The organism is Pseudomonas sp. SJZ077, assembly GCF_007993905.1.
GTDB lineage: Bacteria > Pseudomonadota > Gammaproteobacteria > Pseudomonadales > Pseudomonadaceae > Aquipseudomonas > Aquipseudomonas mandelii.
This window is the reverse complement of sequence record NZ_VIUJ01000004.1, coordinates 36,014-48,992: the sequence shown is the minus strand read 5'-3', so window position 1 is coordinate 48,992 and position 12,979 is coordinate 36,014. Positions and strand designations below refer to the sequence as shown.

The following is a 12,979-nucleotide window of genomic DNA, read 5'->3' as shown; positions in this document are numbered from 1 at the left end:
AAAAAGCCTATTAATGGCGGTACTCAACGGTTGGGACGTCCTGACAAAGATCCGGGCCGCAGGCGTAAGTATGCGAGTGTTGTTCCTCTCAGCTCGCGATGGCGTAGAAGACCGAGTTAAAGGGTTGGATCTGGGTGCTGATGACTACATGGTCAAGCCTTTTGCGTTCTTCGAGCTGCTTGCTAGAGTCCGAGTCTTGCTGCATAGAGCAGACCCTCCATCCAGTCAGCCCCATTTAGTAATCGGTGATCTTGAGCTTGACCTACTCAAGCATCAGGCGTTTCGAGGAGGGAAACGGATCGACCTAACGGCGAAAGAGTTTTCATTATTGGAATTTATGCTCCAGCACCGTGGTGAAGTTCTTCCGAAATCCCTTATCTGCGCCCTCCTTCGGCAAAATGGGCTCCGCTAGTTTGCTGCCGAGACGGGTTCTGATACCTCGACAAGCACACCTTCCTTCAATTTGAAGTGAAAGTGGGCGTTTACCGGTTTCGACCACAGGTCTTTGTCCTGCATTTCACGAGCGAACGTTGGAACACCAACAGTGACCGTGGCGGCGTAAACACCATCACCAGCTAAGGGGCTGTTTTCAGAGTAATGCAAACCACTGCCGCCCCACATCGGCGGTAGAATCGTTTCTACGCTCTTTCCATTGGCTTTGTTCGTCGCAGCGAAGGTAACCGTGGAGTACGGGAGTCGCGTCTTGGTTGCGTTGTCCGTCACCTTGATCTCAATATGATACCGCTCGTTCTTTGCGGGAACATGTTCACTCCACTGAGCAGGTGTTCCCATCTGCATCCACATAGCTTCGGCGCCCTCAAGCTCCAACTGGATTGTCAGCCCGTCGTTGATGACTCTACCTATTAGAACTGCGCTTTCCGTTGGATCTTTCGGTGAGGTGAGCGTCTTGATCTGCGGCTCTTCCGCTTGCGCAAGGCATGTGGCGACTGGCAGTGCTATTGCGGATCCTATAGCGAACAGCAACTTTTGGGTGTTTGTCATCTCAAGTGCTCCTGGCTGAGTGAAGCTATCGCGGATGCAATTTCCAACGCCAATTAGATCTCACTGTCGTTTCCACCAATCACCTTTGCAATAGCATCAATGGCTAAGCTCATCTGCAAGCCCTTTGAATAGCTACGTTGGTACTTCACTCTAGCCCACGGACTGCCTACTGCCGGTTAGCTGTCAGAAATGTAATATTTCAAACAGCGAACCAACGCTGCTCTCGCATAGGCTTTCGATTGCCGACCTCTGGTCCAGGCTGTGTGTGCGTGTGTGTAAAAGCGCGGGCACCTTCTTGAAGACGTCGTTGCTACGTAAAAACTGTCAGCGACGCAAGACCGGCGCAGCGAACTTCGTCTACAGGGCACATCGAAGGACTCCATTGATCTGCGAAACCACCTGCATCGTTGCGGCTTCGATCGTTCCTTCATTACGGCATAAAACCCAGCCGTGATCTGCAATCGCTCGTTCGAACGCCTGGGTACAAGCGACATGTTCTTCCAACCGATGGATCACAGTACTGCTCAGCCCACGCTGTCGTGCCGCTGCCCTCGCCCATGAAACATCAGGGGCGGTGACAACTCCGACATGCAGGTCTGGCACTCGCACGTTTCGATCAATGTTCAACTGCAGAATCTCTGCAAACGGGATTATCCGGCGAAACGCGGCATCAGATGGATACCAGCGATCAATCAAGATGATGCTGCCTGGTGGTTGTTTAGTCAGCACGTGCCGGGAGATCCAGGCACGGCTATCGGCGAAGCGCTCACAAACTTCCAACTCCAGATCCCGGCTGGGATTTCTGACGAGTTTGTTCACGAGGGCCATTGTTTCACCCCTGTAGGGATCGCTTTTTTTCTCGCAAAGCCGGATCACTTTTTTGTTGTCTGCCCTCAGTACTTTCGTGACGGCCTCCAACAGTGTGGTTTTGCCGGCTCCCTTGGGCCCATCTAGAGAAACAAACAGCGGACGATTCATTCTTCACATAACGATTGATACACGGTTTTCTTTGCCCTGTTCGTTCGCTGGAACCGCTTGGCGCGACTACGCGAATCGAGTGCAGGGCCCTTATGAGCAGATACTGATGGGCACTCTAACTTAGTTTCTGGCGAATGAATGTCCCCCGATGCATTCATGACACCTGCCGATACTGGCGCGGCGTAAACCCGGTCAATGCCTTGAACTGTCGGGTGAATGCACTATGGTCGGTATAGCCGCACTGCAATGCCACGTCGGTAATGGGAATCTCGGTGTGCAGCAGTCGGTGCGCATGTTCCAGTCGAACCTTTTGAATCATCTGCCGTGGCGTCAGGTGGAACACGCGCTTGCAATACCGTTCCAGTTGCGCCACCGAAATACCGGCGATCCGCGTCAGTTCACCCAAGGTGATACGGCGATTGAAATGCGCGCGAATGTATTCATCCACCGCCGCCAGGCGCTGATAGGCCGGGTGTGCATCACTGGCTGATTGCAGGTCAACCGAAATTCCCACCAGGCCCATGATTTCACCGCTGCGGTTATACAACGGGCGTTTATGCGTCAGGCACCAACCGGGTTCTCGACTCCCGTATAAATGCAATTCCAACTGGTCTTCCAGAACAAAGCCTTGCTCCAGTACACGACGATCCTGTTCGGTGTAGCCAGGCCCCAATTGTGCTGGAAAGACTTCAGCGCTGGTTTTGCCAAGCAGCGGTTGCAACTGTTTCAACCCGCAGCGCTGAACCAGCGTGCTATTGGCCATGACATAACGCGCCTTCATGTCCTTGATAAAGATCGCGGCATTGGGGATCACGTCCAGCATCGGCAACAGCAGTGCCACGCCCGCCAGTAATTCTTCGAGGGTATCGGGGCGATTCAGGTCGTTTCCTTGGCACAGGATCGCCAATGCGTTCTGCGTCATGACGCTTGTTCTCCCACTCTGCGGACAAGCAAAAATCCTCCCTTGCGCCCTCTCCGCTCAGCAACTGGCCTTCACTTCGGAGCCGTTGTCGAGGCGCGCGCAAGCAGATTGCCCCAAGGTTTACCCCGTGTCGAGGCCACAAGGATTGTGCTGATTTCGTCATTTGCATTCATGGAAAACATCAATCGCTATCGCCCCTGACGCGTTCACTCTATCCGCAGGTTCGGTGGCCTGGTGGTGGCAACCGGTGTACCGGCACACTTCTAAAGGATGGGTTCATGAAACGAGTACATGTCATCGACTCCCACACCGGCGGCGAACCGACTCGCCTGGTGATGAACGGATTTCCCCAATTGCCCGGCCAGACCATGATCGAGAAGCGTGATGCCCTGCGCGATCAGCATGACCACTGGCGCAAGGCCTGCCTGCTGGAGCCCCGGGGCAACGATGTCCTGGTCGGTGCCCTGTATTGCGAGCCGGTCTCGCCGGATGCCACCTGCGGCGTCATCTTCTTCAACAATGCCGGCTACCTCGGCATGTGCGGTCACGGCACCATCGGCCTGGTCAACTCGTTACATTACTTGGGGCACATCGCTCCGGGTGTGCACAAGATCGACACGCCGGTCGGCCCGGTCAGCGCGACGCTGCATGAAGACGGCACGGTGACCCTGCGCAATGTGCCCGCCTACCGCTATCGCCAACAGGTGCCGGTAGACGTCCCCGGGCACGGCTGCGTCTACGGCGATATCGCTTGGGGCGGCAACTGGTTTTTCCTGGTGTCCGACCACGGGCAAGTGTTGCAACTCGATAACGTCGAAGCGCTCACCGATTACACCTGGGCGATGCTCAAGGCCCTCGAAGCCCAAGGCATCCATGGCGAAGACGGCGCCGTCATCGACCATGTCGAGTTGTTTGCCGACGACGACCAGGCCGACAGCCGCAACTTCGTCATGTGCCCGGGCAAAGCCTACGACCGCTCGCCCTGCGGCACTGGCACCAGCGCCAAACTGGCATGCCTGGCTGCCGATGGAAAACTGGCCGCGGGTGCGCCCTGGGTACAAGCCAGCATCACCGCCAGTCAATTCGTCGGCAGTTACGAATGGGAAGGCGAACGTGTCCGCCCGTTCATTACCGGCCAGGCCTTCATGACCGCCGACAGCACGCTGCTGATCGACGAACAGGACCCCTTCGCGTGGGGCATTTGAGCGAACACGCTGCATTCCCCACCTCAATCAAGCTGAATAAACGCTTCTAGGAGTGCCAACAATGAGCGCAAACATCTTCACTGGCTGCATGCCTGCACTGATGACCCCCTGCACTGCCGAGCGCAAACCCGACTTCGACGCGCTGGTGGCCAAAGGTCGCGAACTGATCGATATCGGCATGAGTGCTGTCGTGTATTGCGGTTCCATGGGTGACTGGCCTCTGCTCACCGAAGCCGAGCGCCAGGAAGGTGTGGCGCGTCTGGTCGCTGCCGGCGTTCCGACCATCGTCGGCACTGGCGCCGTCAACAGTCGTGAAGCGATTTCCCACGCGGCGCATGCGGCCAAGGTCGGTGCCCAGGGCCTGATGGTCATCCCTCGCGTCCTCTCCCGGGGTGCCTCGCCGGCCGCGCAAAAAGCTCACTTCGCGGCGATTCTGGAGGCTGCTCCAAATCTGCCGTCGGTAATCTATAACAGTCCTTACTACGGCTTCGCCACCCGTGCCGAGCTGTTCTTCGAACTGCGCCGCGAACACCCGAACCTGATCGGCTTCAAGGAGTTCGGCGGTGCTGCCGACCTGCGTTACGCCGCCGAAAACATCACGTCAAAGGACGATGACGTCACCCTGATGGTCGGTGTCGATACCCAAGTGGTGCATGGTTTCGTCAACTGCAATGCCACCGGCGCTATCACCGGCATCGGCAACGCGCTGCCCCGCGAAGTGCTGCAATTGGTGGCCCTGAGCAAGCAGGCGGCCAAGGGTGACGCCACGGCTCGCCGCCTGGCCAAAGAGCTGGAATCCGCACTGCAGGTGCTGTCGTCCTTCGATGAGGGCTGCGACCTGGTGCTCTATTACAAGCACCTGATGGTGCTCAATGGCGACAAGGAATACACCCTGCACTTCAACGAAACCGATGCGCTCAGCGATGCCCAACGGCGCTATGCCGAGACTCAGTACACGTTGTTCCGCCAGTGGTACATAAACTGGTCGGCCGAACAGAACGTTGCCTGATCCCACCCTGACTGCGCCCGCTGTAAACCCGCCCGGTTTTGCAGCCGGGGCCACTTTTTCCAGGAAAGCGCCATGACTCTGCCTGCTGCACACAACCCGCACGACATCGCCGACATTGCCGTGGTCGGCGCCGGCATCATCGGCGTCGCTTGCGCTGTGCGGCTGGCACGTCAGGGTCTGCGGGTGGTGGTCCTCGACCAGCAAGACCCTGGCCGGGGCGCCTCGTTTGGCAATGCCGGGCACCTGGCGACCGAACAGGTGTTTCCTATCGCCGACCTGTCCATCCTCAAACGTCTGCCCGCCATGCTCACAGACCCAATGGGGCCGTTGCGCCTGGACTGGAAATACCTGCCACGCGCTCTGCCCTGGTTCACGCGCCTGTTGCTGAACCTGCGACATGCCCCCTTCCAACGAACCATCGCCGGCCTGCGCGCACTCAACGAAAGCAGCCTGGGCGCCTGGCACCGACTGCTGGAGGACATTGCCCGCCCCCATCTGCTGCGCGAAGACGGCTCGTTGCTGGTGTTCGAACGGGCGGACTCGCATAAAGCAATCGAAGCGCTACAGGCTCGGATGCGCCATCAACACGTGCCGGTCGACTACTGGCAGGCCAACGCGGTGCGCGAGGCGGCACCACAACTCAGCGAGCGAATTCAGGGCGGTCTGTTCTTCCCGCGCACCGGTCATTTTCTCGACCCTTACCGAGTGGTCTGCGAACTGGTCCATGCCGCCAAAGCCTGCGGCGTGCACTTCCTCAAGCAACAGGTCCTGGGCGCACACCTGCATGAACACGGCGTCTCGCTTATCACCGACCAGGGCCGTTTCACCGCCCGCCAGACCCTGATCGCCTGCGGTGCTCACTCCGCGAAGTTGACGGCAGCGCTGACCGGCAAAAAAGTACCGCTGGATACCGAGCGCGGCTATCACTTGATGTTGCCCCATGAACACGGACGGCTGCCGTTCGCCGTTACCTCGCTGGAGCGCAAGTTCATCATGACCCCGATGGCCGATGGACTGCGCTTGGCCGGCACCGTCGAGTTCGCCGGCCTCGACCGAGCGCCGGTGATGGAGCGTGCCTGGCAGTTGCACCGGTTAAGTGAAGGCCTGTTCAAGCGCGACTTGAACGCTGAGGCGGCCACGCCGTGGATGGGGTTTCGCCCGTCCTTGCCGGATTCCCTGCCGATCATCGACCGGGTGTGCGACGGCAAAGTGCTGCTCGCTTTCGGTCACCAGCACCTGGGCCTGACACAGGCCGCAGTCACAGCCGAACTCATCGCGCAACTGGCTTCGCCTGCGCCTCATACCCATGAATTACCGGACATTGCGCCCTACAGGTTGGATCGATTTTGAAGGTCACCCGCCGCCGGGCGGGTGTGGCAAGTTTCAAACACTGGCATACACTGCGTACACCCATGCAAACGAATGACTGTTCAACGGATCGCCAGGTCCTCGGCAATCCGGGCATCCCAAAATGATCTGGGTGAAGCCAACATGAAAACGGTCACGGCCCTGTTCAGATGCCTGTTCGCTGCCAGCCTGTGCGCGGCGGCGAGCACCTGCGCCCACGCTGCGTCCCCTCCCGGCATCGACTGCGCCAAGACCAGGGCCTCCGTCGAAAAGCTTATCTGTCGCGATCCACAACTGACGCAGATGGACATCGAACTGACGCGTCTTTATCGCCTGGCGCTCACCGATGAACGTTCAGTTCCGCCCCCGGACAAAGTCATCATCGACCAGCAGTTCTGGATCGATGCCCGCAACGGGTGTGCCTCGAGACCGGAGCAAAAGATGTGCATCATCCGCAGTTATGCCGAGCGTGCGCACCAGCTTCGCCAAGGCTCGGCCATCGTGCGAACCAAGGATCCAGACCGACTCACCGAAGGCCCCCTGGCGTTTCGTTGTGCAGGCTTTAACACGCTGATTACCGCCACTTTCTTCAGTACGCAGCCGGGTGTCGTGTACCTGAAATGGGCCAACACCGCGATCACCCTGAGCCAGGTGCCGAGCGATTCGGGCACTCGATACACCGGCAAGGATTACCAGGGCAATTACAGCTTTTGGCAAGACGGCAACGCGGTGCTTTTCCAGAAGCCAGGCTCACGGGAAATGAGCTGTACGGTCGAACCGGTCAGTTGATGGCTTTGGCGCAAAACCACCCACCGTCTCAGTGCCCGCGAATGTAATGCTCCAATTGCCGAATCAGATCGGCCTGCTCGACGATGGCTTCCTTGACCAGATCGCCAATCGACAGCAGGCCAATCAGTTCACCGTCGTCCACCACCGGCAAATGACGCAGATGGCTGTCGGTCATGACGGCCATGCAGCGCTCGATGCTTTGCTGACTCGGCGCAGTTACCACCGGCGAGCTCATGATGTCGCGCACTGGCGTCCCCACTGACGAGCGCCCCTGCAGCACGACTTTGCGGGCATAGTCACGCTCGCTGATCACCCCGACCACCTGGCCTTTGTCGATGACGGGAAGTGCCCCGACATTCTTTTCGGCCATCAGCTTCAGGGCCTCCAGCACCATTTCATCAGGTGCGATGCTATGCACCTGACGGTTCTGCACGACCTTGAGTTTGAGCAACTGTGCGGCTGTTTTCATACGTGGCTCCGATTCGATTGCGTGATGCAGTTAATGGCCTTCAAACCGCCGCGACCTCCACCCTCCCCCCGTTCAACCGCACCGGCCAGACACGCAAACGCTGTTGCGGGTACTCCAGGCAACTGCCGTCCTCGAGCCGGAAATGCTGTTTGTAGATTGGCGACGCCACCACCAGGTCGCCCTTGATGCTGCCGATCAATCCGCGACCGATGACATTCGCCCCGGATTGCGGGTCATGGTTGTCAATGGCGTAGAGGGTCTGCCCCTCGGCTCCGGGCAGGTAGAACAGCGCCACTTGTGCGCCGTCGAGCCAGACGACCACGCCGGAGTTACTGACCAGGTCCTGTTGGTCGCAGACGGTTTGCCAGGCGCCGGTGTTTTCCAGGGGCGCAATGCGTCGGGTAGTGGGCTGGCTCATCAGGCAATCTCCTCGGTGACAGGGATAAGGTTGAGTTCGGCGGCCATGATCGGACGCCGCTGACCGCGCTCCTGGACAAAGTGAATGTCCGGGTCCGGGCGTTTGTCGTTGACGAAGGTACGGAAACGCTTGAGTTTTTCCGGGTCTTTGAGGGCGTTGGCCCACTCGCATTCATAGCGGTCGACCACCAATTGCATCTGCGATTCGAGCTCTTCACCCAGGCCGAGGCTGTCGTTAATGATCACCTCCTTTAGGAAGTCGAGGCCGCCTTCCAGGCTTTCACGCCATACCGAGGTGCGCTGCAATTTGTCGGCGGTGCGGATGTAGAACATCAGGAAGCGGTCGATGTAGCGGATCAGGGTTTCATCGTCGAGGTCGGTGGCAAACAGTTCGGCGTGACGCGGTCGCATGCCGCCGTTGCCGGCGATGTACAGGTTCCAGCCTTTCTCGGTGGCGATCACGCCCACGTCTTTGCTCTGGGCTTCGGCGCACTCACGGGTGCAACCGGACACCGCGAACTTAAGCTTGTGCGGCGAACGCAGGCCCTTGTAGCGGTCCTCGATGAGCAGGGCCATTTTCACGCTGTCCTGTACGCCATACCGGCACCAGGTGCTGCCGACGCAGGACTTCACCGTGCGGGTCGATTTGCCGTAGGCGTGCCCTGTTTCGAAACCGGCTTCGATCAGCTCGGCCCAAATGTCCGGCAACTCGTGCAACTGCGCGCCGAACAAATCAATACGCTGGCCGCCGGTGATTTTGGTGTAGAGGTCGTATTTCTTCGCCACCACGCCGATGGCGATCAGTTTGTCGGCGGTGATCTCGCCACCTGGGATGCGCGGCACCACCGAATAGGTGCCGTTTTTCTGCATGTTGGCCATGAACGTGTCGTTGGTGTCCTGCAGCGGCACCAGTGAGGCGTCCATGATCGGCTGGTTCCAGCACGATGCGAGGATCGAGCCCACCGCCGGTTTGCACACGTCGCAACCGGTGTGGCCACGGCCATGTTTGGCCAGCAGTTCTTCGAAGGTGATCACCCCTTCTACCCGTACCAATGCGTAAAGCTCCTGACGGGTATAGGCAAAGTGTTCGCACAGGCTTTTGTCGACGCTGACGCCGCGGGCAATCAGCTCATGTTCGAAAACCTGCTTGAGCAACCCGGCACACCCGCCGCATCCGGTGCAGGCCTTGGTTTGCGACTTGAGCAGGCCGAGGTCGGTGCAGCCACCGTCGATGGCCGAGCAAATGGAGCCCTTGGTGACGTTGTGGCACGAGCACACTGTGGCCGATTCGGGCAACGCGCCCGGGCCCAGGGTCGGCGCGCCTTCGGACGAGGGCAGAATCAGGCTGGCGGGTTCCGCGGGCAATGCAATCGCGTTCTGCATGTATTGCAGCAGCGTGTCGTAATAGCTGTTGTCGCCGACCAGCACCGCACCGAGTACGTGCTTGCCTGTCGCATCCACCACCAATCGGCGGTAGCTGGCGGTGGTTTCGTCGATGAATTGATAACTGCGCGAGCCCGGCGTGCTGCCATGCGCATCGCCGATGGAGCCGACGTCAACGCCCAACAACTTGAGCTTGGTCGACATGTCCGCGCCCATGAACGGCTCGGCGACTTCGTTGCACAGCCGCGCAGCCACGCCGCGCGCCATCTGGTAGCCCGGGGCGACCAGGCCAAAAATGCTGCCATTCCACGCGGCACACTCGCCGATGGCATAAATGTTCGGATCGCTGCTCAGGCATTGGTCGTCAACCACCACGCCGCCGCGCGGGCCGACTTCCAGCGAGCACTGGCGGGCCAAGGTATCTTGGGCGCGGATCCCGGCGGAAAACACAATCAGGTCGGCCTCCAGAAATTCGTCATTGGCGAAATTCATCCGATAGCGATATTCCTCGCCTGGGCTGATCGATTGAGTGCCTCGCGACAGGTGCACGCCGACGCCGAGGCGTTCGATCTGGGCCTTGAGTGCACGACCGCCCTGCTCGTCCAGCTGCACCGGCATCAGGCGCGGCGCGAATTCCACCACGTGAGCTTCCAGGCCCAGGCTTTTCAGGGCATTGGCGGCTTCCAGTCCGAGCAAGCCACCGCCGACCACCACGCCACGTCGGGCATTGGACGCAGCGGCACGGATCGCATCAAGGTCTTCAAGGGTGCGGTACACCAGGCGCGAATCGCCCTCGGCGCCTTCGATCGGCGGCACAAACGGGTAGGACCCGGTGGCCAGTACCAATTTGTCGTAGGCGACGCAGCCTTGCGCGGTGATCACCTGGCAGCGGGCGCGGTCGATTTCCAGGACCGGCACACCCAAGTGCAAGGTGACGCCCGGGGTCTGGTACAACGAGGCTTCACCCAAGGCGAGCGACTCGGCATCACGTCCGGTGAAGTATTCGGAAAGGTGCACGCGGTCGTAGGCGCGCATCGGCTCCTCGCTGAAAACGTGCAGCCGATAGTGATCAAGGGCACCGCGCTCGATCAGCTGTTCGACACAATGATGTCCGACCATGCCGTTACCGATCACGATCAGCGTTTGCAGCTTGTTCAACGCGGCGACATTGGAATTCATAAGAAGTACCCGACTAAGCCCATCACGGTTCAAAAAGCAAAAAAAAACGCCTGAAACCTTGCGGTTCCAGGCGTCTTTGCCTGTTCTTTTGCGGTGTTGAAACCAGACGTCTATGCCTGACCCACCGATGTTGCCCACGAATCGATCGTCGTTGACCGAGGGGGCTGCCCACTCGACTGCGTTCACGGTGGGCCTGATCGATGTAATGCAGCGATTGTGCCAAGCGCTGAATGTCAGTGTTTTACGGCACCTTCCGGGACTTTAAGGAGATCAACGTGGCGGTTTCTGCCTTGGCTTAGTGCATGCCGCCGCACGAAAGCTTTATTAAAGTGCATTCGCACGCTTGGCTTATAGATACCAGCGATACTCCCGCGCACTGATCTCCTGCATGAACGCCAGATGATCCTGGCTCTTGTTCTCGCAATACACGTCTACGAACTCCGCTCCCAGCCCTTCGCGCAGCTGCGGTTGATGCTGCATGGCGCGCACCGCTTCGAGCATCTCCAGCGGGAAGTCGACCCCACTGTTGCGGTCTTCATTGAGCGGCGGGATCGGTTCGTTGCCTGCTTCCAGGCCCTGTTCGAGGCCCACCAGAATCGCCGCCAGCACCAGGTACGGGTTGGCATCGGCACCGGCCAGGCGATATTCGATGCGCAGGTTTTTCGCATCCGATTCCGGAATGCGCAGGCACGCATCACGATCCTCAAAGCCCCAGCTCGCCCGGGTGGCGATGTTGGTGGTGCCGCCCAAACGGCGAAAGGCGTTCTGGTTCGGCGCGAAGATCGGCATGCAATGCGGCAGTAATTCCAGGCAGCCGGCCACGGCATGACGCAACGATTGCTGCTGATTCGCGGCGAGGAGGTTATTGCCGGCGGCGTCATACAGGCTGACGTGCACATGCATGCCGCTGCCCGGGTGCTGCAAGTAAGGCTTGGCCATGAAGCTGGCGCGGTAACCGTGTTTCAGGGCCACGCCACGGGTGCTGCGACAGAACAGGGCCGCCCAGTCCGCCGCTCGCAAGCCATCATCAAGATGCCCGAAATTGATCTCGAACTGGCCCGGGCCAAGCTCGGCGGTGATCACTGTGGTATCGATGCCTTGGGCCCGCGAGGCTTCGACCATCTCATCCAGCACCGGCGCAAAACGTGACAGGCGCTCGATGTGCATGTTCGGCTGATCGTCGGCATCGTCGGTCAGATCATCCCGGGGGAATTGCGGCAGTCCGTCGCGCAGCTTTTTATCGAACAGATAGAACTCCAGTTCGAACGCCACCACCGGATGGATGCCTTTGCCGGCGAGCCTGTCCAACACCTGCGCCAGGACCTGGCGCGGCTCGAACACAATCGGCTTCTCGGTGCCGTCCGAGGTGATCAGCATTTGCCCCAGCGGTTGTGCTTCCCAGCTGACCGGCTTGAGTGTGCCGGGCACCAGGCGGCGCAGCGCATCCGGGTCACCGTCGTTGAAGCAGTAGTCGCCAATCTTGAACAAACCGCCTTGCACACCGAGCAGCACACAGTTTTGCGGCAGTTTCAGCGCGCTGCCGGACGCGACCTTTTCCAGCATCTCCACGGGATAGCGCTTGCCGTAGAAGTGCCCCGGAATGTCCAGGGAAATCAGGTCGACATAACGTACATCAGGGTAGCGTTGGCGAAAGGCGTGCACCTCGGCCAGCAGATCAGCGTCCATCATGGTTGGTCCTATTGTGGTGATCAGGTGTAGACCCAGAGCACTCGCGTGAGGTGCTCGGTGAGGTTGCCGTAGCGGCAACGGGTATGGCTGTCGAACTGAAAGCTGTCGCCGGCCTGCAAGGTAACGGCGTCGTCATCACCCAACCACAGCGTCAACTCGCCTTCGAGCACGTAGCCGCCCTGCTCCGAGCTGTCGCTCAAGTGCCGTTCGCCACTGCTGGCGCCGGCTTCGAGGTGACTTTCGAGCATGGAAAACGAAGCCCGCATCTTCGGCGACACCAGAATGTCGGTGATGCCGTTGGCGTAGTACAACGTGCGGCGTTCATCTGGCCGGGTGACCCACGGCAGTTCCTTGGGTTTGGGCAGGCTATAGAAATAGGTGGTCGGCACGCCCAGGGTTTCGCTGATCGCCGTCAGGTCGGCCACGGTGGGTCGTGACAGGCCGCGTTCGACCTGTGAGAGAAAGCCGACGGAGCGACCGATCTGATCAGCCAGATCCTTCAAGGTGTACTTCTTATGCTTGCGCAGATCGTGAATCAGGATCGCCAGCGCGGCGATTTCTTCTTGCTTGTTCATGCCTGGAATTCCGCC

The 12,979-nt window shown here is 59.4% G+C and carries 12 protein-coding genes and 1 pseudogene; 5 read left to right on the top strand and 8 right to left on the bottom strand.

Features of this window, described 5'->3' with window-relative positions:
• Positions 1-19: 19 nt before the first annotated feature.
• Positions 20-385, top strand: a pseudogene (locus tag FBY01_RS08720) (response regulator); the annotation flags it as partial.
• A gap of 23 nt (positions 386-408) precedes the next feature.
• Here the strand turns inward: FBY01_RS08720 and FBY01_RS08715 are convergent.
• From FBY01_RS08715 to FBY01_RS08705, 3 genes are all read right to left on the bottom strand, one after another.
• Positions 409-1,002 (bottom strand): iron transporter, encoded by a 594-nt coding sequence (locus FBY01_RS08715; protein ID WP_145307060.1) that lies wholly within the window; start codon positions 1,000-1,002, stop codon positions 409-411.
• 357 nt (positions 1,003-1,359) lie between these two features.
• On the bottom strand, positions 1,360-1,980 hold the full coding sequence (locus FBY01_RS08710) for a dTMP kinase (RefSeq protein ID WP_145307058.1): 621 nt from the start codon (positions 1,978-1,980) through the stop codon (positions 1,360-1,362).
• Positions 1,981-2,134: 154 nt separating this feature from the next.
• A complete protein-coding gene (locus tag FBY01_RS08705; RefSeq protein ID WP_010460279.1) occupies positions 2,135-2,902 on the bottom strand; it encodes an AraC family transcriptional regulator in 768 nt (255 codons plus the stop codon).
• Positions 2,903-3,180: 278 nt separating this feature from the next.
• Between FBY01_RS08705 and FBY01_RS08700 the strand changes: the two genes are divergently transcribed.
• The 4 genes from FBY01_RS08700 (at position 3,181) to FBY01_RS08685 (ending at position 7,252) form a co-directional block, all read left to right on the top strand.
• Positions 3,181-4,107, top strand: coding sequence for a 4-hydroxyproline epimerase (locus FBY01_RS08700; RefSeq protein WP_145307056.1), 927 nt, complete (start codon positions 3,181-3,183; stop codon positions 4,105-4,107).
• 61 nt (positions 4,108-4,168) lie between these two features.
• Positions 4,169-5,116 carry a dihydrodipicolinate synthase family protein gene (locus FBY01_RS08695; RefSeq protein ID WP_145307054.1) on the top strand — a complete coding sequence of 316 codons (948 nt, stop codon included), beginning with the start codon at positions 4,169-4,171 and terminating at the stop codon, positions 5,114-5,116.
• 72 nt (positions 5,117-5,188) lie between these two features.
• Positions 5,189-6,466 carry an FAD-binding oxidoreductase gene (locus FBY01_RS08690; protein ID WP_145307052.1) on the top strand — a complete coding sequence of 426 codons (1,278 nt, stop codon included), beginning with the start codon at positions 5,189-5,191 and terminating at the stop codon, positions 6,464-6,466.
• A gap of 141 nt (positions 6,467-6,607) precedes the next feature.
• A complete protein-coding gene (locus tag FBY01_RS08685) occupies positions 6,608-7,252 on the top strand; it encodes an MliC family protein (protein ID WP_145307050.1) in 645 nt (214 codons plus the stop codon).
• 28 nt (positions 7,253-7,280) lie between these two features.
• Here the strand turns inward: FBY01_RS08685 and FBY01_RS08680 are convergent, their stop codons facing one another.
• The 5 genes from FBY01_RS08680 to FBY01_RS08660 form a co-directional block, all read right to left on the bottom strand.
• Positions 7,281-7,721 (bottom strand): CBS domain-containing protein, encoded by a 441-nt coding sequence (locus FBY01_RS08680; RefSeq protein WP_102593684.1) that lies wholly within the window; start codon positions 7,719-7,721, stop codon positions 7,281-7,283.
• 40 nt (positions 7,722-7,761) lie between these two features.
• Positions 7,762-8,139 carry a nitrite reductase small subunit NirD gene (nirD, locus tag FBY01_RS08675; protein WP_145307048.1) on the bottom strand — a complete coding sequence of 126 codons (378 nt, stop codon included), beginning with the start codon at positions 8,137-8,139 and terminating at the stop codon, positions 7,762-7,764.
• Entirely contained in the window at positions 8,139-10,700 is a 2,562-nt protein-coding gene (gene nirB / locus FBY01_RS08670; protein WP_102593683.1) for a nitrite reductase large subunit NirB, read from the bottom strand. The genes nirD and nirB overlap by 1 nt, the downstream gene beginning before the upstream one ends.
• A 348-nt stretch (positions 10,701-11,048) precedes the next feature.
• Positions 11,049-12,389 (bottom strand): glutamine synthetase family protein, encoded by a 1,341-nt coding sequence (locus FBY01_RS08665; protein ID WP_372241863.1) that lies wholly within the window; start codon positions 12,387-12,389, stop codon positions 11,049-11,051.
• Between the two features lie 20 nt (positions 12,390-12,409).
• Positions 12,410-12,964, bottom strand: coding sequence for a helix-turn-helix domain-containing protein (locus FBY01_RS08660; protein ID WP_010460296.1), 555 nt, complete (start codon positions 12,962-12,964; stop codon positions 12,410-12,412).
• Positions 12,965-12,979 lie beyond the last annotated feature (15 nt).

Coding starts and splice junctions, on each gene's coding strand:
- FBY01_RS08715 (WP_145307060.1), bottom strand. CDS start 1,002: ATGACAAACACCCAAAAGTTGCTGTTCGCTATAGGATCCGCAATAGCA.
- FBY01_RS08710 (WP_145307058.1), bottom strand. CDS start 1,980: ATGAATCGTCCGCTGTTTGTTTCTCTAGATGGGCCCAAGGGAGCCGGC.
- FBY01_RS08705 (WP_010460279.1), bottom strand. CDS start 2,902: ATGACGCAGAACGCATTGGCGATCCTGTGCCAAGGAAACGACCTGAAT.
- FBY01_RS08700 (WP_145307056.1), top strand. CDS start 3,181: ATGAAACGAGTACATGTCATCGACTCCCACACCGGCGGCGAACCGACT.
- FBY01_RS08695 (WP_145307054.1), top strand. CDS start 4,169: ATGAGCGCAAACATCTTCACTGGCTGCATGCCTGCACTGATGACCCCC.
- FBY01_RS08690 (WP_145307052.1), top strand. CDS start 5,189: ATGACTCTGCCTGCTGCACACAACCCGCACGACATCGCCGACATTGCC.
- FBY01_RS08685 (WP_145307050.1), top strand. CDS start 6,608: ATGAAAACGGTCACGGCCCTGTTCAGATGCCTGTTCGCTGCCAGCCTG.
- FBY01_RS08680 (WP_102593684.1), bottom strand. CDS start 7,721: ATGAAAACAGCCGCACAGTTGCTCAAACTCAAGGTCGTGCAGAACCGT.
- nirD (WP_145307048.1), bottom strand. CDS start 8,139: ATGAGCCAGCCCACTACCCGACGCATTGCGCCCCTGGAAAACACCGGC.
- nirB (WP_102593683.1), bottom strand. CDS start 10,700: ATGAATTCCAATGTCGCCGCGTTGAACAAGCTGCAAACGCTGATCGTG.
- FBY01_RS08665 (WP_372241863.1), bottom strand. CDS start 12,389: ATGATGGACGCTGATCTGCTGGCCGAGGTGCACGCCTTTCGCCAACGC.
- FBY01_RS08660 (WP_010460296.1), bottom strand. CDS start 12,964: ATGAACAAGCAAGAAGAAATCGCCGCGCTGGCGATCCTGATTCACGAT.